We start from the raw sequence: 22,600 nt of genomic DNA, 5'->3' as shown, positions 1-22,600 counted from the left end.
TGTTCACGCGGCGCGCGGGACCGCCGGGTCGATGAGATTTCCCAACTGGGGCAGGGCTCCCACCATCCGGCAGTAGTAGCAGCGCCGGGTCCACGGCAGGAGTGGGCGGGAGTCGACGTCGCCCACCACGCAGGTGACGTTGTCGCGTCCGCCGGCCTCGAGTGCGGACCGGATGAGACCTTGCACCGCGCCCGTGCGTGGTGTGCTCGTGAGACAGGAGCCGATGTCGTTGTCGGAAACGAGGTCGGTGAGTCCGTCACTGCACAGCAGGACGCGATCGCCCGCCTGGAGGTCGAGAAGGGCGAGATCCGGCTCGTGCTCGTCCGTGGAGCTGACGGATCGCGTGATGACCGACTGGAAGGGGTGGTCGCGTACCTGCTCCGGCGTGATCCGTCCTTCGTCGACGAGGAACTGCACGAAGGTGTGATCGGTGGTGAGCTGGCTGAGCTGCCCGCGACGCAGGAGGTACGCCCGGGAGTTTCCGATGTGGGCCAGGCCGAACCGTTCGCCATCGGTGAGGATTGCGGTGAGGGTGGTCGCCATGCCGGCACGTTCCGGATCTGTCGCCACCCCCTCGCGCAGCTGCCGGAAGGCGTACTGGACCGACTCGCGGAGCACAGCGAGCAGGTCCGACGGCGCCGCCCGCAGCGATCCTCTCGGCGTCAGGGAGATCGCGCTCATCACGAACGCCACGCTCGCCGACGCCACCTCACCCGCGGGGGCACCGCCCACGCCGTCAGCGACGAGGAGCAGGTGCGGTCCGGCGAACCCCGAGTCCTCGTTGGTGTCACGAACATGGCCGACGTGACTCTCGGCGGCGTACGTGAAACGCATCTCGCGACCTCCCGGTGTGGGCGTCCCAGCATCGTGCCACGGGCAACCGTGGAGGTGGAAGCGTCCGCACGCGTCGCGGGCGGCCCGTCAGCCAGACGCCTCCGTGCGGCCGATCATCTGGATGAGCATCATCCGCGGTGTGGGCAGGACGTTCGGTGCGGGTGCGTGGAGCAGCAGAGAATTCATAAGGTACGCCTCCCCGGGCTCCCCGGTCAGTTCGACGACCCGGAGTGGGATGCCGTCGACGACCGCGCCGTCGTGGAGGAACGTGCGCCTCCGGTCGGCCTCGGTCTTCTTGTGCCACAACTCGTCGAGCCAAGGATGGACGGCGCCGAGCGTGTCCTTCATGGTCCGCGAGTGGACCTTGCCGCCGCCCGGGTGGGCTGCGGTGTACTTCCGAACGAGATGGTGGGATCCCGCGAGGACCAACGTGCCGCCACCCTTCGGCCGCAGGGGCGCCATGAATGCGAAGACGTGGATGGCGGGAACTCCGTCGATGCGTTCGCGGTCGAAGGGGCAGTCGTAGTGCCATCCGGACAGAGGAACGTCCCACGTCGTCCCCGGTACGGCGAAGGTCACGAACGGTCGCCAATGCTTTGCCGGCTCCCAGGAGCCTTTCCCCATCAACGCGTCCGCGGCGCCAGCGATCGGGGCGGCACCAGTGCGGCGGAAGGTCTCGGACTGGGCGAGTGGCTTGAAGCCCAGTGGACGTTCGACCGTCCAGGTGTCGGGCCGGTCGCGCTCGATTCCATGCTCGGTGGACAGCTGTCGCCAGACGAGATCGCCCATGCTGGTGGCGTCATCGTGGGGGATCGCGTCTGGTAGCCGCAGCAGTCCCCAACGGTCGAACTCGTCGACCTGATCTTGAGTGAGCTTCACTTCTCCTCCTTTGGTGAGCGGGGGAGGAATGGCCCGGAAGTACGAAACCCGAGCCACGCCTCCACCCGACTCGGATGAGTCCGGTAGGAGACGTGACATCGGGTGTGATGCCGAGTTCCCGAAGGCACGTCACGTTCGTTGGTGCAAAACCGTACGACTTCTCACGGCCTGGCAGCAACGGGATTTCGGAAGCACTGTTCCTGAACGGCCTTCAGGCACCGGGTGGGGGTTCGGGTCGGACGGTGTAGGTGTGGCCGAGGGGGCTTTGGGTGGTGAGGTGGCCGGGTTGGTTCTGGGTCCACCACCAGCCGGCTTCGTGTTTGGCGCGGTGGTGTCGTCGGCAGAGTGGGGCCATGTTGCACAGGCAGCTGGGTCCGTCGAGGCGGTGTTCGATGGTGTGGTCGAGGTCGCAGGCGGTTGCGGGTCTGGAGCAGCCGGGTTGGCTGCAGGTGCGGTGGGTGGCCTGGATCAGGCGGCGTTGGGTGGTGGTGGGTTTGTAGCGTCGGCTGGAGGCCTGGTGGTAGACGACTTTGCCGTCGAGAGTGACGGTGCGGCAGTACTCGAACCCGCCGGCCGCGGCGGTCTTGATGTCGTCGATCACCGCCGGGGTGATCGCGCCGAGTCCGGCGAGTTCGCCTGCCTTCTCGCCGAGGCGGAGCCAGGTCTCCAGGTCGGCGACCAACTCCACCTTCGCCACCAACTGCTCATCACCGATCTCGACACACGCACCACCATCACCCGGAGCATCCCAGGCATCCACGTCACCGACACCCACGTCGCCGAACGCGCGGTCGGACGCGGGGTCGGCTGCGGGGTCGGGGTTGCCGGGCGCCGGGCCAGCGTTGGCAGACGCAGGATCACGGTCGGCGGGCGACCAACCAGAGTCGGCTTTGTCGGTCGCTGGACCACGGTCGCCGGCAGACGCCGGACCAGGGGCGGCGGCTGTCGCGGGTTCACGGTTCGCCGGTGCCGGGTCGGGGTTGGTGGTGGGTCCTCGGCCGCGGAGCAGGTCGAGGAACACGTCCGCCTCGATCTGCGCCAACGTCCTGACGTCTCCGGCACGTTTGATCCGTCTGGCGTGGGTCTTGATGAACACCCTCGCCGCCGCGGTCCCCGCCAGCGGCAGATCCTGACCCGTGATACTGCCGGTGCCGTCGGGGTTCGCGCCGAACCCGACCCGTCTGCCCTGCTGCGCTTCCCTACGACGTTCTTCAGCACCCTCGGGATCGAGCTCGAGCACCTTCCGCCGCAACCTGCGCACCAACTGCGCCCGAGTCAGACCCATCCCCGACCCAGCGTCGGCAGCGAGGATGAACTCTTCCGCCTCCCGCGCCAGCTCAGGCGCCAGACAACACGTCTCCTCGACGATCGCCCGCGCCTTCCCCAGATTGACCGTGCCCGCGGCAAGCGCGGCGCGAGTGGCGGGCAGCCGCTCAGTGAGTTCGTACGCGAACGACAACTCCCGGTCAGCAGACCCCGGCGACAGACACAACGCCGCACCCACCTCCGCAGACGCGAACTCACCAAACGATTTCACCAACTCAGGTGGCGAATCCGGCTCACACGCCGGTGACCGCGCCACATATGCCATCGCCTCATGCAGCTGCGCGTTCGACCACGACACCTGCCGCTCCCACGCGGCCATCACCACGACACGGACATGACCATTCACCGAAGCCATGTCAACCCGCGCCAACACCGCGGCAAGCTCAGGGCCCGGCGCAGCCGACGCCAGCACCGAGAAGTCCACACCCCCGTGGTCGAACATACCTGCGATTCTACCCAATAGTGCCGGTAAGATCAATTAGGAAATGCTTGCCAGCAAGGAGTTTCGGTGCCGCGCGTCGGCTCACGCCCTCGTGGCAAGCGACGACTCTGGCGCACGGATCTTCCTTCTGCCGAAAGAAACCACCTGCGCCGAATTGGATCTGTCCGGCAGGTGGCGGCCGGTGGAGGATGTGACCGATCCCTTCGTACTCAGGAGACTCGGATGAGACCTGTCACCACCGGAAATGATGTCGGGCACAGCCGTCGAGACATTCTGCGGTTCGGAGGAATGGCGGCTGCAGCGGGGTTGCTGCCGGGCATCGCGGCCTGCAGCGGAAACGGCAGCAACCAGGGCGCGACGTCCGATGTCGCACTGGAGTTCATGTACTGGGGCTCGTCGTTCGAGAAGACCGCCATCGAGAAGATGCTGCAGGAGTTCGAGGCGAAGCACGCGGGCAGCCAGGTCCAGGCGGTGCACGTGCCCGGCGACTACCTCACCAAGGTCAACACACTGGTCGCGGCCAACCGACTGCCCGACGTGGCCTACATGGACGCACCGACGGCGTACCGGCTCGCCGAGCAGGGCAAGGTCAAGAACATCTACAAGTACATCAAGAAGTACCCGCAACTCTCCGGACGGGCGCCAGAGAACTTCTTCTGGTACGGCGACAAGGAAACCTGCGGTACGCCGGCCGCGAGCGAGATCACCCTGCTCTGGTACAACAAGGAGATCATCTCCGAGGCTGATCTGGACCTACCGCCGGCCGAGGCCGGGCGTGCATGGACGTGGGACACGTTGGTGGAGACCGCCGACAGGCTGACCTTCGACCAGGCCGGAAAGCGTCCCAGCGAGTCCGGGTTCGACCGCGGCAGGGTGCGGCAGTTCGGTGTCTCCGCGCCATTGTCGTCCCAGTGGACGTGGTATCCGCTGGTCCGCAGCAACGGCGGTGACATTGTCGACGAGACGGGGAAGAAGTACACGCTCAACAGTCCTGAATGTGTCGAGGTCTTCCAGAATCTGCAGGACCTCATCCATGAGCACCGCGTCGCACCGAGCCCGGCGCAGCTCGGCGGTGGTGAAGGAACGAATGCACCGACCACGACCGTGCAGTTGCAGACCAAGCGGGTCGCCATGGCTATCGACGGCCAATGGGTCCTGCTCGACATGGCGCAGAGCGACGTGGACTTCGGCATCGGTGTTCTTCCGTCCTACCAGGAACCGATCACGATGCAGGCCGCCAGCTGTCGCGTCCTGTCGGCCAACACCAGACATCCCGAGGAGGCGATCGAGCTGTACGTCTTCAGTGTCGACGGTGAGAACAGCGATCTCTTCCAGCAGGGCTTGTGGATGCCGGTCGAGACGAAGTACTACGACGACGCCGCGAGTATCGACAGCTGGATCAAGAATCCCGCGCATCCTCCGGAGTACAAGACCGCGGCGGTGGACTACCGGATCAACAACTCGGTCCGTGACTACAGCCAACTTCTGCGCAACATTCCCGCCATCAACGAGGTTCTCACGCCCGCGATCCAACAGATCGAGACCGGCAAGCTCCCGGCCCGGCAGGTTCTGGACGCGCTGCAGGACAAGATGGAGCCACTCCTGCAGGGGTGGTACCCGACACCATCCAGCCTGTGAGGCGTCGGTGTGGCGCAAGGCCTCACGTACGAACGGATTCCGGTCGGCCAGCCCAGCTGCCGCGGACATGGCTGAGGTGCTGTCGCATCAAGGTCTCCACCGCTTCCGCGTCTCCGGCATCGAGCAGGTCGAGCAACTTCAGATGCTCCTCCGCTGACGCCACCAGCCGGTCCGCCTCGAGCTGGGTGAGGCCGTAGAGCCGGGACCGCTTCCGCAGGTCGCTGACGGTTTCGACGAGGCGGGTGTTGCCGGCAAGGGCGAGCAGGTCGAGGTGGAATCTCCGGTCCGCCTCGACATAGCCGATCACATCGCCCTCGCGAGCGGCGTCGACGATCTGCTGGGCGATCGGCCGGAGGCGTACGAACGCATCGGAGTTCACGTTCGGCACAAGTTTCACCACGGTCGGGACCTCGATCAGCTCGCGCAGCTCGGTGATCTCGTCCAGGTCGGCGTCGGAGAGGACGGTGACGCGGAAGCCCTTGTTGCGAACGACTTCCACGAGACCTTCCTTGGCGAGGTCGAGCATCGCTTCGCGGACGGGGGTGGCGGAGACGTCGAATCGCGCCGCGAGCGCCGGTGCCGAATAGACCGTGCCAGGACGCATCTGACCGGCGACGAGTGCGGCCCGCAACGCATTCGCCACCTCCTCCCGCAGCGACCGGTAGCCTCGCAGGGGCGGAAGGTCGAGCCCGTCGACATCCGCCGACTTCACCACTGCGCTCACCTCGGGCTCCACTCTGCTCACGCCTGCGCTCGCCCCGCTCACAGGAGGAACCCTTGGGGGAAGGGGTCTTCGGGGTCGAGGAAGTACTGCGCGGTGCCGGTGAGCCAGGCCCGTCCGCTCACCGTCGGGATGACGGCCGGGCGGCCGCCGACCGTCGTCTCGCCGATCAGCCGCCCGACGAAGGTCGTCCCGATGAACGACTCGTTGACGAAGTCCCTGTCCACCTCCAGGGCACCCCGGGCATGCAGTTGGGCCATCCGCGCACACGTCCCCGTGCCACAGGGCGAGCGATCGAACCACCCCGGGTGGATCGCCATCGCATGCCGGGAGCGCTTCCCATCGGAACCCGGCGCGGCGAAATAGACATGGTGGCAGCCATGAATTCCCGGATCCTCGACATGTCGCGGCGGTGCGGTGTCGTTGATGGCCGCCATGATCGCGAGACCGGTCTCAAGGATCGCTTGCTTCTCCGCGCGGTCGAACGGCAGGCCGACGGACTCGATCGGCACGATGGCATAGAAGTTCCCGCCGTACGCGAGGTCGTAACGGACGTCACCGACGCCCCGCACGGCGACCGTCTGGTCGAGGGCATGGACGTATGCCGGAACATTCTGCAGCGTCACCCGTCGCGCCACCCCGTCGGAAACCTCGACGTCGGCGACGACGAGTCCGGCCGGGGTGTCAAGGCGCACCTGTGTCACCGGTTCGGTCACGGTGACCATGCCGGTCTCGACCAACACCGTGGCGACGCCCATCGTCCCGTGCCCGCACATGGGAAGGCAGCCGGAGACCTCGATGAAGAGAACGCCGTAGTCGGCGTCCGGCCTCGTCGGCGGTTGCAGGATCGCCCCGCTCATGGCGCTGTGGCCGCGCGGTTCGTACATCAGGAGGGTACGCAGATGGTCGAGATGAGCAACGAAGTGCTGCCGGCGTTCGGCCATCGTCGCGCCCGGAATCACGCCGACGCCGCCGGTGATGACGCGGGTGGGCATGCCCTCGGTGTGGGAATCGACGGCGTGGAAGACGTTTCGCGTCCTCATCGCCCCGGCACCTCCACGGCGTGGTCGGCATCGAGGGTGGCGAGCACGGTCTCGGTTGCCTTGCGTACGGCCGCGTCCTGCTCGGGGGTCAGCGGCAACCGGGGCGGGCGGCAGGGTCCGCCGTGACGTCCGGCGATGTCCATCGAGGCCTTGATCGCCTGCACGAACTGGGTCTTGGAATCCCAACGCAGCAAGGGATGCAGCAGCCGGTAGAGCGGAAGTGCCGTGGTGAGGTCGCCGGCGACAGCCGCGTCATAGAGCCGCACGCACACCTCGGGCAACGCGTTCGGATAACCCGCCACCCACCCGAGCGCACCGGCGACTCCCAGCTCCAGCGCCACGTCGTCCGCGCCGATGAGGACGTCGAGGTCGGGCGCCAGCTCGCGGATCTGGTAGATCCGCCGGACGTCGCCGCTGAACTCCTTCACCGCCGCGATCAACCCCTCGCCGTGCAGCCGCGCGAGCAGTTCCGGAGTGAGGTCGACGCGGGTGTCGTGGGGATTGTTGTACGCGACGATCGGCAGGCCCGCCTTCGCGACCTCGGCGTAGTGCGCGAGGACGATGCGGTCGTCGGCGCGGTAGGCGTTCGGGGGGAGGAGCAGCACGGCCTCCGCGCCTGCCTCGGCCGCGTCCTCGGCCCAGTGGCGAGCGGTGAGGGCGCTGTAGGCCGAGACGCCAGGCACGACGGAACCATGGTCGGGAACGGCGGCAAGGGCGGTACGCAGGACGCGGGAGCGCTCGTCGTCGGTCAACGACTGGTACTCGCCGAGCGAGCCGTTGGGCATCACGCCGGCGCAGCCGTGGTCGACGAGCCACCGCACATGATCGGCGAACCTGTCATGGTCGACGGTGAGGTCGTCGTGGTACGGCAGTGCGGTCGCGACCATCACACCGTGCCAGGGCTTGCGGGTCGTCGTCGTCATCATCGTTCTCCTTCTCCGCTACGTCTGCTCGGACCGGGGCTCGGGGTCGGGGACGTCGAGGTCGGCGAGGACGCCGAGCGGGACGGGGTGCGCGAAGGGGCGGCGTGCCAGAGCGATCGTGTCCTCGACGGCCACCGGCCGGCTCGTCAGCGCGGCCGTCAACTCCACGGTGGCGGCGGTGCAGATCCGGCCCTGACACCACCCCATGCCGGTACGGGTGAGGAGCTTCACCGACCGCGGGTCCGTCGCGCCGAGTTCGCGGACTGCCCGGCGGACCGTACCGGCGGTGACCTCCTCGCAGCGGCAGACAAGCGTGTCGTCGGGGAGTCCGGCAGTCCAGCCGTCCGGTGGCGCGTGGACCTGGTCGAGGACGGCAGCGAAGGCCCGCAGCCCGGCCCTGCGGGTCCGGAGCCGCCGCACCTGGCGCTCGTCCACCGCGATCCCGTGCGCGGCGGCGACGGCCAGGCCGGCCAACTCGCCCTCGACCTGTGCCAGTGCCGCTCCACCGATGCCGGTCGTCTCCCCGGCGGAGTAGGCGCCCTCGACCGTGGTCCGTTGGTCGAGGTCCACCGCCACGACAGGTGACCCTCCTGCGTGGTCGCCGGACAGCTCGCAGCCAAGCTCGACGAGCAGGTCGACGTGCGGGGTGAACCCGAACCCGACCGCCAGAGCGTCGCCGGGGACCGCCGACTCCGTGCCGCGGATCGGCCGGCGCTGCGCGTCGAGCCGAGCGACAGTGACACCGGTGAGGGAGGCGTCGCCGTACGCCGCGACGACCGCGTGGCCGGTGCGGTAGGGCACCCGGTGCCGGGCGAGTCTCGCGGCGTACGACGCGGCTTCGGCGAGCCGCGCCGGGTGCCTCGCGACCGCGCGCACATGCTCGAGATAGCCGCGCATCCGGCTCGCTTCGTACACCCCGACGACCCGTGCACCACCCTCCGCGAGCCCGGCCGCGACGGGCAGCAGGAACGGACCGCTCCCGGCGACCACCACCCGTTTACCGACGAGGACGCCGCTGCCCTTCAGGAGCGCCTGCGCCCCACCCGCCGCCACGACGCCGGGCAGATCCCAACCAGGGAACGGAAGCTGCCGGTCGTACGCACCCGTCGCCACGACGAGGGTGTCGGCCTCCGCCCGGCACGGCCGTGGTTCACCGTCGCCGGACTCGTCGAGGGCGTGAACGGTGAACCGGCGGGCCGCGCGTTCGACCGTCCAGACCTGGTGTCGTGGTCGGTAGGTGAGCCGGCCGGCGGCCACCTCTGCGGCGAGAGTGGAGCGGAGCGCGCGGAAGCCGGGACCGTGGGCGTCGGCGGCCGCGTCGTCGCGGTGCCGGAAGAACTGCCCGCCCGGGCGCCCGCCCGCATCCAGCAGGACAACCCGGAGGCCGTGGCCGGCCATGGTCGTCGCCGCGGTGAGCCCGGCCGGACCCGCACCGACGACCGCGACGTCGTGCGCCTCCTCAGTCATCTGGCTCCGACCCGGTGCTCACCACGTCGCCAGGCCGGGCCTCGGCCACGCAGGCGCGCACCGACCCGCGGCCGTTGACGGTCACGAGACAGTCGAAGCAGACGCCGATGCCGCAGAACAACCCACGCTGCTTGCCGGTTCTCGTCGTACGCCAGGATCGGATCCCGGCGGCGAGCAGGGCGCCCGCGACGGACTGCCCCGGACGTACAGCGACCCGCCGCCCGTCGACGACGATCGCGGCCGGCTCTGGGCTCATGCCGGCACCGCCGTCGAGTCGAACCGCTCCGGCCGAAAGGGCCGCACATCAAGACCTGGGTCCTGGCCGGTGAGAAGCGCGGCTACGACGGACCCCGTGACCGGAGCGAGGCCGACGCCCGCACCTTCGTGCCCACACGCGTGCAACAGCCCGGGCGCGCGGGGATCGTGGCCGATCACCGGCAGGTGGTCCGGCGCGTACGGACGGAATCCACGGTACGCACGGATCGCGGACACCCCGGCCAGGAACGGGAACAACCGCACCGCCTGGGCCGCGAGCCGCTGCAGGACGCGCAGCGACAGGGTGCGGTCGAAGCCCACCCGCTCGCGGCTTGCGCCGATGAGGATCGTGCCCGAGGCCGTGCCCTCGACGACGGCCGACGTCTCGAGGTCGGGGGAGCTGCTCGCGACGTTCGCGACGTACTCCGCGCTGTAGACCTTGTGCCGCACCATCGGCGGCAGCGGCTCGGTGACGAGGATGAACCCACGCCGGGGCAGGATCGGCACCTCGACACCCGCCAGCACGGCGACCTCGCCGCCCCAGGTGCCGGCGGCATTGACGACGGCTCCGGCGGCCACGGTGCCGCCGGTCGTGACGACCCCGGTCACCCGCCCGTGCCGGTCCCGCTCCAGGGCGGTGACCCGGGTGTGCGGGTGGACCGTGGCGCCGTGCGCCCGGGCCGCGCGCAGCAGCGCCGCCGCCGCGAGCATCGGCTGGACCTGCGCGTCCTGCGGGTAGTGGATGCCGCCCGGCAGGCCTGGCGCGAGCCGAGGTTCGAGGTCGGCGAGTTCGGCGTCGCGCACAGGTTCGGCGGTGATGCCGGCGGCGCGCTGGCCGGCCGCGAACGCCTCCAGCCTGGCGTGGGCCTCGGCGGACTCCGCGACGACGACGCCGCCCTTGCGTTCGTACTCGAACCCGGTGTCGCACCCGAGGTCGTCGTCCAGCTCGCGCCACAACGCGAGCGAGCGCAGGGCCAGCGCGAGCTCCGGACCGGGTTCCTTGTCCGAGACGAGCAGGTTGCCTTCACCGGCGCCCGTCGTACCCCCTGCGATCCCGGCGGCATCGACCACCGCGACGGCGAGCCCTGCCCGCGCGGAGTAGTAGGCACAGGCCGCACCGACCACGCCGGCCCCGACGACGACCACGTCGACGGGCGTACGCGGGAACCCGGCAGGCACGGCAGTACTATGTCACATACCGTGCGATCTCCTGCCGAGCCGACTGCTGCCTACGCCTGCGCGGCCGCCGCCAGCGCCGGGATCAGGCTCTCCTCCTCGTAGCGGAAGTGTTCCTCCAGGTTCACGGCGAGCTGCTCCAGCTCGGCCCGCATGGTGACGGCGTCCGCCGCGCCCGGAGTGGAACCAAGCCGTGCCACCAGCTCCCGCAGCCGCGTCAGGGTATGCCCCACTACCCGATGCTCCCGGCGCAGCCGTTCGACCAGGGGCGCGACGCCGGGCACTTCCGTCTCGAAGGCGGTGAACCCGCCGTCCTCGCGGAGGTGGTGCATGTGGAGGGCGGCGCAGAAGCTCAGGCAGTGCTCCAGCAGCACGCCGTCCAGGCTGTGCCCGTCGTGCGCCCCGTTGTTCGCCCCGTCGTGCGCCCCGTCGGCCGGTGCCTGGCGGCCGGCCACCAGGTCGTCCGCTCGGGAGCGGAGGTCGTCGAGTGCACGTCGTAGCTCCTGGTGGACCTGGGTCAGCTGCGCGCCGATCGCCGTCACGCGGTCCGCGCCGCCAGTCAGGTCCACCGGGCGGAGGGCGACGACGGGGATCCTGCGCGAGGTCATCGCCTGGTACTCGGCGTACGCGGGGACCCGTTGTGCCTGCAGCGCGTAGAGCCGGTCGCGTTCCTCGCCGTGGAGCGGCTCCGCCAGGACCAGGTGGGTGCGTACCTCGCCCTGCTCGCCGATCTCGACGACGACATTCGGGTCGGCGAGCAGGTTGTGGTACCAGTCGGGGTTCCTCGGCCCGCCCGCGTTGGAGGCGAAGATCACGAGCCGGTCGCCGTCGCGGGCATAGGTGGCCGGCGTGGTGTGTGGCCTGCCCGTCCGCGCACCCCCCGTTGTGAGCAGGAGGAGTGGGGTGCCTTCGAAGCGGCCGCCCACTACTCCTCCTCGGGCGCGGAACTCGTCGATCACCTGCTGCTGGAGGGAGTCGTGTGCTGGAGGTCGGTCGTCGGGCACTGGGATACTCCTCGTCAGGATTGCTGTCGACACAGAGTCAATTGGCTTTGATAGCAAAACTACTCTGAGGACGAAGGTAAATGGAGGCTGGTGGGGTGTCAACCCGGAAACGGAGAGTCGCTGCCGACCCAGGGCTGGGTGTCGACGACGCTGTCCGCGCGCTGATCCTGCTCCTGCCGCGGATCGTCGGGCGGGCGAAGCGCGCTCGGATCCCCGACGAGCTGCGGGGGTTCTCCCTGGCGCCACGCCATCTGTCGTTGTTGTCCTACCTGCTCTTCGACGGGCCCATGACCGTCAACGACCTCGCCACCAGGCTGGAGGTCGCGCCGGCGACGGTGAGCCTCATGGTCGGTGAGCTGAGCCGCCAGGGGATCCTCGAACGGCGCGAGGACGACGACGACCGGCGGCGCCGGATCGTGAGCATCGCCGACGCGCACCGACCGGCGATCGACGGCTGGCTCGCCCGTGGCGCGACCGCCTGGCGAAACGCCCTCGAGCCACTCAGCCCCGCCGAGCGCCGGCTGTTCGTCCACACGCTGCGGGCGTACGAAGAGGGCATCGCCGACGGCCAGGACGGCCCCGGTGATCCGCTCTGAGCGAATCCACTAGGCAGGCTGCCGTCCACCAGGATTGGCTGGACGCCATGCAGATCCTGATCCTCGGCGGCACCGCATGGCTCGGCCGGCAAGTCGCGCGACAGGCACTCGACCAGGGACACTCCGTGACCTGTCTGGCGCGCGGAACGAGTGGTGAGGTTGCCGCGGGCGCGGAGCTGGTGGCCGCCGACCGGCGGCATCCAGAGGCCTACGACGCCGTGGCCGGCCGTGACTGGGACGCCGTCGTGGAGGTGTCGTGGCAGCCGGGCATGGTCCGCAGCGCGCTGACGGCACTCGCGGACCGGGCGCGGCACTGGACCTACGTCTCGTCGGGCAACGTCTACGCCTCCCACGCGACGCGCGGCGCCGACGAGAGCGAGGAGACTCTCGCCCCGACCGACCGGGACGAGGTCGACCGCGCGCTCTACGGCGAGGCGAAGGCGGCCTGCGAGCAGGCGTCGGCCAACGCCCTCGACGACCGGCTGCTGATCGCCCGAGCCGGACTGATCGGCGGCCCGGGAGACCACACCGACCGCTCCGGCTACTGGGTGGCGCGGAGCGCACGCGATCCCCACACCCCGCTGCTGGTGCCGGCCACGCCGGACGCGCCGACGCAGGTGGTCGACGTTCGGGACCTCGTCGACTGGCTGCTGGGTGCTGCGTCCGCCGGGACCGCCGGGCTGTTCAACGCGGTCGGACCGACGGTGCCGTTCGACGAATGGATCGAGCTGTGCCGCGCGGTCGGCGGGCACACCGGCAAGGTCGTTCCCGCCGAGCCGGCGTGGCTCGCCGAGCACGGCGTGCAGGAGTGGAGCGGGTCGGTGTCGCTGCCGATGTGGATCCGGGAGCCGGGCTGGGAGGGATTCGCGGCCCGCGACGGGTCCGCTGCGGTGGCGGCCGGCCTGCGGCATCGCCCCCGCGCGGAACTCCTCACCGACCTGCTCGCCTGGGAGCGTACGCAGGGCCTGGACCGTACCCGCTCCGCCGGCCTGGCCCCGGACCGCGAGCGCGAGCTGCTCGACCTCCTCGCCATTTACGGACGCTGAACGTCGACGCGCGCGAAGGCGGCTTCGACCCGCGCCCGGTCATCGGCGGCGTAGTCGCGGGAGAAGTGCGGGATCTCGAGCATGTACCTGCACCGTTCTCGCGGGATGACGCGGAGGAACTCGCCCATGTCCGCCTCCATCTGGTCGAGCATCGGCCCACCCCCCACCCCCAGGAGGTCGATCAACTTGAGGTGACCGTCGGCGGCGCGCATCACGTGGTCGCCGATGTCGATGCCCATCCAGAACCGCACGTTCTCCTGGCAGTGCTTGTTCAGCGCTTCCGTGGCTGCCCGGGCGGCCCGCAGGTCAGGGTCTGGGTCGGCGTCGCTCTTCCAGCGCGCGAGGAACGCGGCCTCCTCATCCGCGCTGACCTGGGTGAGGAACTCGAGGATCGCGAGGTGGCCGCCGCCTTCGAGCTCGGAGACGAGATCGATCCGGGGGAAGTACGGATTTCCCTCCATCCGCCGGCAGAGCTCGACGAACCAGGCGTACGACGGTTCGAACGCACTGACCCGTGCCGCCAGCCCGCCACCGGGCGAACGGAACGCGAGCGCCCAGTCGCCCTCTCCACACGGCGTCCAGCCGTGCGCCTCCAGCCGTACGCGAGTGTCGCGATGGTTCAGGTCCGCCCAACGCACGCCGGCGAACACGGCCATGTCCGGGTCGGTCACCTGCGCAGGCTAGATCGCCGGCGCCAGGACGCGCGACGCGTTTTCGACCCGGTGTTCTGACACAGGACGGTGCTCGGGATTCATGGCCCGCCCGGTGTGAGCTCCTGGAGCTTCGTCTTCGCTCCCTGCACGATCAGGTGCCAGGCCGCCGGGTCGCCCTTCAACACCGACTGGGTGGTGGCCTTGATCTGGTCCCAGGTCGCGTGCGGCGGGATGGGCGGCACCTCGGGATCACAGTGGACGTCCAGGAGGGCGGGCCGGTCCGCCTGCAGGCAGCGTTCCCATGCCGCGCCGAGGTCGTCCGGTGAGTCGACGGTCACCGCCTCCAGTCCGAAGCCGCGGGCGATGTCGGCGTAGGAGATGTCGGGAATCGTCTGCGACTCCTCGAACTTCGGCGCGCCGCCCATGGCCCGTAGCTCCCAGGTGACCTGGTTGAGGTCGTTGTTGTGCAAGACGCAGATGACGCAGCGCGGGTCGGCCCAGAGTTCGTAGTACTTCGCCAGGGTGATCAGCTCGGCGAGGCCGTTCATCTGCATCGCGCCGTCACCGACCAGGGCGACGACCGGCCGGTCGGGGCAGGCGAACTTCGCTCCGATCGCGTACGGCACCCCGGGACCCATCGAGGCCAGGGTGCCGGACAGGGACCCGCGCATCCGGCCACGCATCTTCAGGTCGCGGGCGTACCAGTTGGCGGCCGACCCGGAGTCGGCGGTGACGATCGCGTTGTCGGGGATCCGCTGCGACAGCTCCCAGACGATCCGCATCGGGTTCACCGGGCGCGCGTCGAGCATGGCCTGCTTCTCGACGGTCTCCCACCAGGAGGTCACGTTACGCTCGACCGCTTCCCGCCAGGACCGGTCGGTCTTGCGTTCCAGCCGGGGGATCAGTGCGGCGAGCGCGGCATGGGCGTCGCCGACCAGGTTCACCTCGGTCGGATACCGCATCCCGATCAGGCTGGGGTCGAGGTCGACCTGGACCGCACGTGCCGTGCCGAACTCCGGCAGGAACTGTGAGTACGGGAAGCTGGAGCCGACGATCAGCAGCGTGTCGCAGTCGCGCATGAGTTCGTAGCTCGGCCGGGTGCCGAGCAGGCCGATGGCTCCCGTCACGTACGGCAGGTCGTCAGGCAGGACGTCCTTGCCCAGAAGGGCTTTCGCGACTCCCGCACCGGTGATGTCGGCGACCCGCATGACCTCCTCGACGGCGCCACGGGCGCCCTGGCCGATCAGCATGGCGACCTTCGAACCCGCGTTGAGGACCTCCGCGGCGCGGGCGACCTCGCGGTCCGGTGGCGTCACCAGCGAGTCGACCGGCCCAGGTGGACTCGACGGCACGTGCTTGAACGCGTGCTGGGGCGCGGAGTACTCCTCCTCCTGCAGGTCGTTCGGGATGATCAGCGCGGTCGGAGCCCTTCGGGCCTCGGCGGTCCGGATCGCGCGGTCGAGCGCGTTGGGCAACTGCTCGGCGACGTTGACCTCGACCAGGTAGTCACTGGCGACGTCCTTGAACAACGCCTGCAGGTCGACCTCCTGCTGGTAGCTTCCGCCCATCGCACTGCGCGCGGTCTGCCCGACGATGGCGACGACCGGCACATGGTCGAGCTTGGCGTCGTAGAGACCGTTGAGCAGGTGGATCGCTCCCGGCCCACTGGTTGCCATGCAGACACCGACCCTGCCGGAGAACTTCGCGTAGCCGACTGCCTGGAAAGCTGACATCTCCTCGTGGCGGGACTGGATGAAGCGTGGCTGGTTGTCCGCCTCACCGAACGCTGCGACCAGGCCGTTGATGCCGTCGCCCGGGTAGGCGAACACGTGCTCGACACCCCAGTCGCGGAGCCGTCCGAGGACGAAGTCGCCGACTGTCTCGGCCACTGTCCCTCCCTTTTCGTTCCGACGCCTGCAACCGCAGAGTTACCCGCGCACGAAGGTCCGACACCTGCACTTGTCCGGCGGTCGGCGTCCACGCGCGGCCCGTCACCTGGTCGAGAGCAACCCCTTCGCGCGGGACAGCGCGTGGCTCGTCACCTGCTCCAGGGTGCCGGCGCCGTAGGCGGTCTGCCACACCTGGTAGATGTCGTGGTCGTACGCATCCAGCGGCGGCAGGTAACCGAGGCTGTGGCCGTTGGTGAGGTTGAGGACGAAGACCGCCGCCTCGGGCACCTGGTCCCGCAACGTGCGCTGGAAAACGGAGTACGCCTCGCCCGGCTGCGCGACCATCACGACGTCGCCGAGCCGCCACGTCCAGACCGGCTGGGTGGTCGTCGTACCGGTGGGGAGGTTGTCCCGCTGGTCCATCGCGCGGTGGATACGTTCGGCCCGGGCGTGGGCGTCGATGCCGGCCCACCGGCGTTCGAGTTCTTCGAACGTAGGAAGGGGTTTGACGGGGACCGACAGCTCGGTCCGGTCGGCGACGATGTCCCTCGACCAGGTGGCTGCGCGCGGCCGCCAGACCGCGAGCGGCGCGCCGGACTCGACGATCCGCTCCAGCGCCAGCCCGTGCGCAGGTGGCGGCAACGTCTGCAGCGCGCCGAGGGCGGCGTGGCCGAGCGCGAACCCGTGCCGGTCCGCCACGCTCGTGTCGCCGGTGTACTGCTCGCGAGGGGCGAGGTCACCGGACGCACCCTGCAGGAAGACGCACGGCGCACCCTCCGTACCGGCCTCGACGATCGCGCGCAGGCCGCCCACATAGTCGGCGGAGACCAGGGTGTTCTCCCACGCGAGGGTCGTGGGATGGCAGGCGTAGTTGACGATGGTCGCCAGTACCCGGCCGTCGCCGGCCGCCGCGATCCGGGCGACCATGAGGGTGTCGTCGGCCCTCGCCTGCGGGTTGAACCCGACGACGTACCGGTCGCCGGCGGGAAGGTCGCGGATGGCGGCGACGCTGCTGCGTCCGGTCGCGACCGTCATGCTGGCGGGAACACAGGTGGCGAGCGCTTCGCCGGTGGCCGCCACCGCGGCATCGCGGAGCGTGGCCAGATAGGCGGGTACGCCGGCACCGCCTGGTTGGTCCACCTCGGATGCGTGAATCGATGGACTGGCGTGGGTGTGGACCAGGTGCAGCATCACCCTGGTGGCGTCCAGCCCATGGGCTTGCAGGACCGCGCCGCGAACGAACCACTCGTCCTCGGCGCGCCGCCACACCGACAGGTCGGCCGTGATCAGCACGACCGGCTCGGCGTCGGGGCCGGCCCGCAGGGCGACGGCGGTCAAGGTGAGCGGGCGGTGCGCGCCGGTGGAGACGTCGGTCAGTGCGGCGCCCCAGTTCTTCGCCCGGATGCCGGCGGGCGGAGTGATGTCGCGCCGGCCGACGCCGACCTCTCCCTGCCAGCCGGGTGGTGCCCACGTGTCGTCGCTCATCGGTGCTCCTGCTCCCACCTGTCGGTCACTTCGCGCGTTCGGATCGGTCTCCAGGCGTAGGTCCTCGCCTCGGGAAGCTGCTGGCCTCCTTGGAAGGCTCCAGCATCACGGCGTGGAACCGATGCCGCCCATGGTGCTGGCGGACGCACTCACGGCCGGTCGGTTGGTGAGGGCCTTCGTCAACGCCTGCCGGGTGGCGTCGATCAGCTGGTCCACGTGGCTTTCGGTGTGGGCGTACGACAGGTGGTTGCGTTTGAGGTTCAACGGGAGTTCGAAGATGAGATGGTCGCGCAGGTGGTTCCGGTAACCGATGAACAGCTCGGTGTCGTTGGCAAGGAGATCGCGGTAGGTCCGGGGTGGCGTGTCCATGAAGTACGTGAGGAAGACCGAGCCGTAACCGGTGACCACTGCGGGTATGTCGAGATCGGCGCAGACCTCGCGAAGCCCCGCGCGCACCTGGTCGCCGAGGGCGTGGACGTGGGCGAGGACGGGCTCGTCCTGCAGCTTCGCGATCGTCGCCGCCGCTGCCGCGACCATCGCCGGATGTCCGTTGTACGTACCAGCCGCGAAGACCGGCGCACCAGGACGTGAGCTGAGCTGGTCCATGAGGTCCGCCCGCCCACCGAGGGCGGCCACGGGAAGGCCGTTGGCCATGGACTTGCCCAACGTGGTGAGGTCGGGTGTGACCCCGGAGATCGCCTGGTAGCCGCCGAGGTGGTGCCGGAAGCCGGTGATGACCTCGTCGAAGACGAGCACGGAGCCGTGCCGGCTGGTCAGGTCGCGGCAGGCCCGCAGGAACGCCTGGTCCGGCAGGAGCGCACCGACATTGTGCGGGATCGGTTCGAGGATCACTGCCGCGATGTCCGGGCCGAGCGCGTCGAACAGCGTGGTCAGCCCGTCGACGTCGTTGAACTCAGCTACCAGCGTGGCCTCGATCACCTCGGGCAGGATGCCGGCCGAGATCGGGTCCTTGTGGCCCACGGCATCGGCGCTCGAGATGACGTTGAGGCTGACCGCGTCGTGCCAACCGTGGTAGCAGCCCTGGAACTTCACGACGTAACGGCGTCCGGTCACCGCTCGCGAGAGTCGCAGGGCGTGGAAGGTCGCCTCGCTGCCGGTCGACGTGAGGAGCAGCTTCTCCACCGAGGGAACGAGACCGGCCACCGTCTCGGCCAGCTCGACCTCCTGGGCCGTGACGCCGACGCCGCACAGGTCGAGGCGCCCAAGAGCGGAGGTGACCGCGGCGTTGACGTCCGGATCATTGTGGCCGAGCAGCGGTGGGCCGAAGGCCGCGTGGTAGTCGACGAAGGTACGCCCGGTCGTGTCGGTGAACGTCGCGCCCGACGTGGAGGCGACCACGAGGTTCTCGAGGCCGGGCACGCACCGCTGGCCGCTGTTGACGCCGCCCGGGATCACGGCACGCGCGCGGTCGGCGACCCGTGCGGACTGACGCTCGGGCTCCGCGGTCCCGGCCATCCGGGCCACCTCCTGCGTTCGGGCTGCGCTCGCGCTCCGCGCGTCTGCGTTCGGTAGAACAGAACGGCGTTCGGAAAACAGGCTATGCTCGTTCCGGAGGGCCCGTCAATGGCTCCGGCGGACCCGTATCGCCGTGGCGGAATCACTCAGGAGTCGTCGTACGGAATCACCTGTCGTACGCAATCACTCAGGGAAGAGGGGCGCCGAGGTGGCACGAGCGCAGCGCGATGCCCAGCCCCAGCGCGCCGACGGCGACCGCTACACGGTGCGCAGCGTCGTGCGTGCGATCGGTGTCCTCGAGGTCCTCGCCGAGCACGGCACCAGCGACGGGATGAGCGTCACCGAGATCGCCCAGGCGTGCGGACTGTCGAAGAGCATCGTCTTCTCCGTCCTCCATACCCTCCGCTCCCACGGCCTCGTGGCCGACCATGGCGAAGGTCAGAGCCGGCGTTACCGACTCGGCATGGGCCTGTCCCGGCTCGGCGAACGCGCCCGCGAGCAACTGTCGCTCATCGACCTTGCCCGGCCGGTCCTGCGGGAGCTCACGCAGACCGTGGGGTTGTCCGCCCGGCTCGCCGTGCTCCAGAACGACTCCGCCGTCTCCGTCGACCGCGTCGTCGTACCCGCCCACGTGCACATCGATCTCCGCATGGGGGCACGGGAGATGATGCATTGCACCGGGATCGGCAAGGCGATGCTGGCGTACCTCCCCGACGCCGAGGTCGAACGCATCGTCGCGGCGGGCGGACTGCCCCGGCGTACTCCGCACACTCTCACCGACCGCGAGGCGCTGCTGGCGCAGCTGAAGGAGATCCGCCGACTCGGGTACGCCGTCGACGACGAGGAGGACGCCGAAGGCATCTTCTGTGTGGGCAGCGGCGTCCGTGATGATTCAGGCGCATGCGTGGCGGGGATCAGCGTGACCGGAATGAAGGCGGGTTTCACCGCCGTACGCATGCGCGAGGTGGGTCAGGCGACCCGCGCGGCCGCCGACCGCGTTTCCGCCCAACTGGGCTTCAGCGGACAGGTGTCGTGAAGCCAGCCACGTAGTCGCCCAGAACGGAGACCATGGCGGCGGTGGGCCGCTCGGAACTGCTCCGCTCCACCGGACTTGGGCGTTTCACTCGGTCCAGAACTGGCGCACCTCGATCATGGAGGTCCGGGCCGCGGGGTGCTTGGCGGCGACCTCGATCGCCTCGTCCAGGTTGGCGCACTCGATGACGTCGAAGCCGGCCATCCATTCCTTGGTCTCGGCGTACGGCCCGTCGGTGGTCAGCACGGCACCGTCGCGCACGCGCACGGTCGTGGCCTCTGCAGGCGGCCGGACCCGGCTGCCGAACAGCCGGACTCCCCGGCCGTCCATCTCCTCGACCCAGCGGCCGGCGCCGACGTCGACCGACTGGCCGTCCCGGACCTGGACGTCGGGAGCGTTCTCGGCCAGCTCCGCCGGGTCGGTTTCGCTGCAGATCAACAGCAGGTACTTCATCGTTCCTCCTCTTCTGTCGCGATCAAGCGACCCGGGTCGCAGCGCGTCCGCCACGGCCCGCCGCGGTCAAGCAGAGCCGCACCGCCCGGTCACGAAAACGTGGGGTCGGCCTTACGCGCGTTCTCGGCGCGACCCGCTGGCTCCTCCCAGTCTTCCTGGCGGCCCAGCGCGGTCAGGTCGAGCAGTGCGTAGGTGTCGTTGGCCACCTCGGTGCCACGCGCATAGGTGGAGTACGTGTGGAAGATGGCGTCGCCATCCCGCAGAAAGCAGCTGAAGCCGGGCATCTCGGTCGAACGTTCCGCGGCCCAGTCCGGGTCGATCGCGGCGAGTTCGGCCTGGCTCCGGTAGTTGTACTCGATCGGCGTCACCGCCGCGTCGAGGGTGACGTGGAAGTCGTAGTTGAAGTCACTGCCGTACGACGAATACCAGGGGAAGGTCCACCCACGCTCCGCCCGGAACGCCGCGATCTTCCCATAGGGAGCACGGGAAACCCGCACGTACGCGGTGTCGCGTGTCTTCAGGTGCGCGAGCAGGCCGTCGGTGGACTCGTCCATGGTCGCGGTGCAGCCGGGGCAGGCCTTCTCCCACGACGGGTCGAACATCGCGTGGTAGATGATGAGCTGCCTGTTGTCCTCGAACAGCTCCGCCAGGCTGGCTTTGCCGGTCTCGCCCTCGAAGACGTACTCCTTGTCGATCCGCACCATCGGCAGCCGCCGTCGGTCGGCGTTCAGCGCATCGCGTTCGCGGGTCGACTCCTTCTCCCGCACCAGCAGGTGCCTGCGTGCGGCCAACCACTCCTCGCGGGACACAACCTCGGGAAGACTCATTCTCCTACCTCCGGGTGATCGATCGTTCGAGGCCGGTCCGGCCTCGTCAGGACCATGACGAACGGCCCGGACCACAATCGACAGGCCCCGGCGAGGAATTTCCCGCCGACGGGTCCTCTCCGGTTGGTGCGATGTCCGTTCTGGCGCGGACCTTCTTGACGAAGACCGCCGCGCCGGAGGCCAGGGCTCCGATGGTCGCGATACACAGTGGGCACATGGGGATCACCAACCCTCGGTGTCATCCGGCGGAGGGCCGCTCAGTGTGTCGGCCTTCGGCTGGCTTTGTGCGTCCGTCATGTGGTCTCCTCGTTCCAGGCAGTTAAGGCGCCGCACGTGAGTGGTGACTATTCGAGCCGGCCGAACTCATCGCTGGCGGGCAGAGAAACTGGGAAGGTGATCGGCGATGAGCGGCGGTGAGGAGCGCGACGGGGTTTCGCTGACCAACCTCGACCAGCCGTTGCTCGCTGGCGACAACGCGACGAAGCGGGACTTGGTGGACTATCTGGACACCATCGGCGACCGCCTCGTCCGGGTGCTGACCGACCGGCCGCTGTCCGTGGTGCGCATCCTGCGTGGTCAGGCGCCGTTCATGCAGAAGAACGTCCCGAAGTACACGCCGTCGTGGGTACGCACGGTCAAGTTGTGGGCGGAATCGTCCCAACGCGAGGTGGCGTACGCACTGTGCAACGACCGGCGCACGCTGCTGTGGTTCGCCAATCAGCGGGCGGTCGAATACCACCCGACCCTGGCCCTTGCCGAAGGGCTGCACCACCCGACCCATCTCGTCCTCGACCTCGACCCGCCGGACGGTGACGCGTTCGCACCGGTCGTCGGCGCGGCGCGCCTGGTCCGCCAAGCGCTGGCCGACCTCGACCTGGTGGGCGCGGTGAAGACCAGCGGGGCGAAGGGGCTGCACGTCTTCGTACCGCTGGACGAGCAGGTGAGCACCGAGGAGGCGGCCGCTGCCACGCGGGCCATCGCGGTCCGGGCCGAACGACTCGACCCGGCACTCGCCACGACGGCGTTCATCCGGGAGGATCGTGGCGGCAAGGTGTTCCTCGACTCGACCCGGGCCGGTGGGGCCACGGTGGTGGCGGCGTACAGTCCGCGCCTTCGGCCGGGCGTCCCGGTCTCGTTCCCGGTGGGTTGGGACGACCTCGACCGGATCACGCCGGGCGACTTCACCCTGCGTACGGCCCCGGGGTTGCTCGGCGACGACGACCCGTGGGCCGCCCACATGCCCGAGCCACAGCGCCTGAGCACCGAACTGGTCGAGGAGGGGCGTGCGATCCCCGTCGCCCGCGTCCAAGCGATGCATGAGGGCAAGCGCCGGGCCCGCGCCCGCCGCGAGGGCCGGTAGCGCGCAGCCTCGTGCGGGTCGTACCAGGATGCCTTACGGGCAAGGCCGCATTGCCGTCGTCACAGACGACGAAC

General features: G+C 69.4%; 21 protein-coding genes. 5 read left to right on the top strand and 16 right to left on the bottom strand.

The annotated features are described in order from the left end of the window. Positions 1–3 precede the first annotated feature (3 nt). The 3 genes from ABNF93_RS16560 to ABNF93_RS16550 all read right to left on the bottom strand — a co-directional run bounded on the left by ABNF93_RS16560 (position 4) and on the right by ABNF93_RS16550 (position 3,481). Complete coding sequence (locus tag ABNF93_RS16560) at positions 4–834, bottom strand: PP2C family protein-serine/threonine phosphatase (RefSeq protein ID WP_349328968.1); 831 nt, start codon at positions 832–834, stop codon at positions 4–6. Between the two features lie 87 nt (positions 835–921). Beyond that, positions 922–1,713, bottom strand: coding sequence for a phytanoyl-CoA dioxygenase family protein (locus tag ABNF93_RS16555; protein ID WP_349328967.1), 792 nt, complete (start codon positions 1,711–1,713; stop codon positions 922–924). Between the two features lie 211 nt (positions 1,714–1,924). Next, the gene (locus ABNF93_RS16550) at positions 1,925–3,481 is read right to left on the bottom strand and encodes an HNH endonuclease signature motif containing protein (RefSeq protein ID WP_349328966.1); all 1,557 of its coding nucleotides are present in this window, start codon (positions 3,479–3,481) and stop codon (positions 1,925–1,927) included. A gap of 222 nt (positions 3,482–3,703) precedes the next feature. Between ABNF93_RS16550 and ABNF93_RS16545 the strand changes: the two genes are divergently transcribed. Then, positions 3,704–5,119, top strand: a complete 1,416-nt coding sequence (locus ABNF93_RS16545; protein WP_349328965.1) for an extracellular solute-binding protein — start codon at positions 3,704–3,706, stop codon at positions 5,117–5,119. Between the two features lie 22 nt (positions 5,120–5,141). Here ABNF93_RS16545 and ABNF93_RS16540 read toward each other — a convergent pair whose 3' ends face one another. From ABNF93_RS16540 to ABNF93_RS16510, 7 genes are read right to left on the bottom strand one after another with little or no spacing between them, the layout of a single operon-like run. Next, the gene (locus ABNF93_RS16540) at positions 5,142–5,843 is read right to left on the bottom strand and encodes a GntR family transcriptional regulator (protein WP_349328964.1); all 702 of its coding nucleotides are present in this window, start codon (positions 5,841–5,843) and stop codon (positions 5,142–5,144) included. 38 nt (positions 5,844–5,881) lie between these two features. Then, on the bottom strand, positions 5,882–6,883 hold the full coding sequence (locus ABNF93_RS16535) for a proline racemase family protein (RefSeq protein WP_349328963.1): 1,002 nt from the start codon (positions 6,881–6,883) through the stop codon (positions 5,882–5,884). Then, positions 6,880–7,806 carry a dihydrodipicolinate synthase family protein gene (locus ABNF93_RS16530; protein ID WP_349328962.1) on the bottom strand — a complete coding sequence of 309 codons (927 nt, stop codon included), beginning with the start codon at positions 7,804–7,806 and terminating at the stop codon, positions 6,880–6,882. Before ABNF93_RS16530 ends, ABNF93_RS16535 begins: the two co-directional genes overlap by 4 nt. Before the next feature lie 18 nt (positions 7,807–7,824). Then, positions 7,825–9,273: an FAD-dependent oxidoreductase gene (locus ABNF93_RS16525; protein WP_349328961.1), complete on the bottom strand. Its 1,449-nt coding sequence runs from the start codon at positions 9,271–9,273 to the stop codon at positions 7,825–7,827. Further along, positions 9,266–9,529, bottom strand: a complete 264-nt coding sequence (locus tag ABNF93_RS16520; protein ID WP_349328960.1) for a (2Fe-2S)-binding protein — start codon at positions 9,527–9,529, stop codon at positions 9,266–9,268. Before ABNF93_RS16520 ends, ABNF93_RS16525 begins: the two co-directional genes overlap by 8 nt. Further along, positions 9,526–10,707: an NAD(P)/FAD-dependent oxidoreductase gene (locus ABNF93_RS16515; protein ID WP_349328959.1), complete on the bottom strand. Its 1,182-nt coding sequence runs from the start codon at positions 10,705–10,707 to the stop codon at positions 9,526–9,528. Before ABNF93_RS16515 ends, ABNF93_RS16520 begins: the two co-directional genes overlap by 4 nt. A gap of 50 nt (positions 10,708–10,757) precedes the next feature. Further along, on the bottom strand, positions 10,758–11,708 hold the full coding sequence (locus tag ABNF93_RS16510; protein ID WP_349328958.1) for a nitroreductase/quinone reductase family protein: 951 nt from the start codon (positions 11,706–11,708) through the stop codon (positions 10,758–10,760). A gap of 95 nt (positions 11,709–11,803) precedes the next feature. Between ABNF93_RS16510 and ABNF93_RS16505 the strand changes: the two genes are divergently transcribed. Both ABNF93_RS16505 and ABNF93_RS16500 read left to right on the top strand, forming a co-directional pair. Beyond that, a complete protein-coding gene (locus tag ABNF93_RS16505; protein ID WP_349328957.1) occupies positions 11,804–12,304 on the top strand; it encodes a MarR family winged helix-turn-helix transcriptional regulator in 501 nt (166 codons plus the stop codon). Between the two features lie 47 nt (positions 12,305–12,351). After that, positions 12,352–13,350 (top strand): NAD-dependent epimerase/dehydratase family protein, encoded by a 999-nt coding sequence (locus ABNF93_RS16500; protein WP_349328956.1) that lies wholly within the window; start codon positions 12,352–12,354, stop codon positions 13,348–13,350. Here ABNF93_RS16500 and ABNF93_RS16495 read toward each other — a convergent pair. The 4 genes from ABNF93_RS16495 to ABNF93_RS16480 all read right to left on the bottom strand — a co-directional run bounded on the left by ABNF93_RS16495 (position 13,338) and on the right by ABNF93_RS16480 (position 18,853). Next, the gene (locus ABNF93_RS16495) at positions 13,338–14,021 is read right to left on the bottom strand and encodes a hypothetical protein (RefSeq protein ID WP_349328955.1); all 684 of its coding nucleotides are present in this window, start codon (positions 14,019–14,021) and stop codon (positions 13,338–13,340) included. The genes ABNF93_RS16500 and ABNF93_RS16495 overlap by 13 nt on opposite strands. Positions 14,022–14,101: 80 nt before the next feature. Further along, positions 14,102–15,892, bottom strand: a complete 1,791-nt coding sequence (locus ABNF93_RS16490) for a thiamine pyrophosphate-requiring protein (RefSeq protein ID WP_349328954.1) — start codon at positions 15,890–15,892, stop codon at positions 14,102–14,104. Between the two features lie 102 nt (positions 15,893–15,994). Next, positions 15,995–17,377, bottom strand: coding sequence for a hypothetical protein (locus tag ABNF93_RS16485; RefSeq protein ID WP_349328953.1), 1,383 nt, complete (start codon positions 17,375–17,377; stop codon positions 15,995–15,997). Between the two features lie 105 nt (positions 17,378–17,482). Continuing rightward, complete coding sequence (locus ABNF93_RS16480; protein WP_349328952.1) at positions 17,483–18,853, bottom strand: aspartate aminotransferase family protein; 1,371 nt, start codon at positions 18,851–18,853, stop codon at positions 17,483–17,485. Positions 18,854–19,061: 208 nt separating this feature from the next. On the opposite strand from ABNF93_RS16480, the gene ABNF93_RS16475 reads away from it, so the two are divergent. Continuing rightward, a complete protein-coding gene (locus ABNF93_RS16475) occupies positions 19,062–19,889 on the top strand; it encodes an IclR family transcriptional regulator (protein WP_349328951.1) in 828 nt (275 codons plus the stop codon). An 84-nt stretch (positions 19,890–19,973) separates the two neighbouring features. Here ABNF93_RS16475 and ABNF93_RS16470 read toward each other — a convergent pair whose 3' ends face one another. Continuing rightward, positions 19,974–20,339, bottom strand: coding sequence for a YciI family protein (locus ABNF93_RS16470; protein ID WP_349328950.1), 366 nt, complete (start codon positions 20,337–20,339; stop codon positions 19,974–19,976). Positions 20,340–20,428: 89 nt separating this feature from the next. Further along, a complete protein-coding gene (locus tag ABNF93_RS16465; RefSeq protein WP_349328949.1) occupies positions 20,429–21,166 on the bottom strand; it encodes a DUF899 domain-containing protein in 738 nt (245 codons plus the stop codon). A 403-nt stretch (positions 21,167–21,569) separates the two neighbouring features. On the opposite strand from ABNF93_RS16465, the gene ligD reads away from it, so the two are divergent. Then, a complete protein-coding gene (ligD, locus tag ABNF93_RS16460; protein WP_349328948.1) occupies positions 21,570–22,526 on the top strand; it encodes a non-homologous end-joining DNA ligase in 957 nt (318 codons plus the stop codon). Positions 22,527–22,600: the final 74 nt, after the last annotated feature.

The organism is Actinopolymorpha sp. B9G3 (genome assembly GCF_040120725.1).
Lineage (GTDB): Bacteria > Actinomycetota > Actinomycetes > Propionibacteriales > Actinopolymorphaceae > Thermasporomyces.
Note: the sequence above shows the minus strand (reverse complement) of the source record. Positions and strands in the feature narration are given on the sequence as shown.

What these genes read in the sequence shown, in the direction of transcription:
- ABNF93_RS16545 (WP_349328965.1), top strand. Translation starts at nt 3,704, where the DNA reads ATGAGACCTGTCACCACCGGAAATGATGTCGGGCACAGCCGTCGAGAC.
- ABNF93_RS16535 (WP_349328963.1), bottom strand. Translation starts at nt 6,883, where the DNA reads ATGAGGACGCGAAACGTCTTCCACGCCGTCGATTCCCACACCGAGGGC.
- ABNF93_RS16465 (WP_349328949.1), bottom strand. Translation starts at nt 21,166, where the DNA reads ATGAGTCTTCCCGAGGTTGTGTCCCGCGAGGAGTGGTTGGCCGCACGC.
- ABNF93_RS16480 (WP_349328952.1), bottom strand. Translation starts at nt 18,853, where the DNA reads ATGGCCGGGACCGCGGAGCCCGAGCGTCAGTCCGCACGGGTCGCCGAC.
- ABNF93_RS16520 (WP_349328960.1), bottom strand. Translation starts at nt 9,529, where the DNA reads ATGAGCCCAGAGCCGGCCGCGATCGTCGTCGACGGGCGGCGGGTCGCT.
- ligD (WP_349328948.1), top strand. Translation starts at nt 21,570, where the DNA reads ATGAGCGGCGGTGAGGAGCGCGACGGGGTTTCGCTGACCAACCTCGAC.
- ABNF93_RS16550 (WP_349328966.1), bottom strand. Translation starts at nt 3,481, where the DNA reads ATGTTCGACCACGGGGGTGTGGACTTCTCGGTGCTGGCGTCGGCTGCG.
- ABNF93_RS16525 (WP_349328961.1), bottom strand. Translation starts at nt 9,273, where the DNA reads ATGACTGAGGAGGCGCACGACGTCGCGGTCGTCGGTGCGGGTCCGGCC.
- ABNF93_RS16470 (WP_349328950.1), bottom strand. Translation starts at nt 20,339, where the DNA reads ATGAAGTACCTGCTGTTGATCTGCAGCGAAACCGACCCGGCGGAGCTG.
- ABNF93_RS16560 (WP_349328968.1), bottom strand. Translation starts at nt 834, where the DNA reads ATGCGTTTCACGTACGCCGCCGAGAGTCACGTCGGCCATGTTCGTGAC.
- ABNF93_RS16500 (WP_349328956.1), top strand. Translation starts at nt 12,352, where the DNA reads ATGCAGATCCTGATCCTCGGCGGCACCGCATGGCTCGGCCGGCAAGTC.
- ABNF93_RS16485 (WP_349328953.1), bottom strand. Translation starts at nt 17,377, where the DNA reads ATGAGCGACGACACGTGGGCACCACCCGGCTGGCAGGGAGAGGTCGGC.
- ABNF93_RS16530 (WP_349328962.1), bottom strand. Translation starts at nt 7,806, where the DNA reads ATGACGACGACGACCCGCAAGCCCTGGCACGGTGTGATGGTCGCGACC.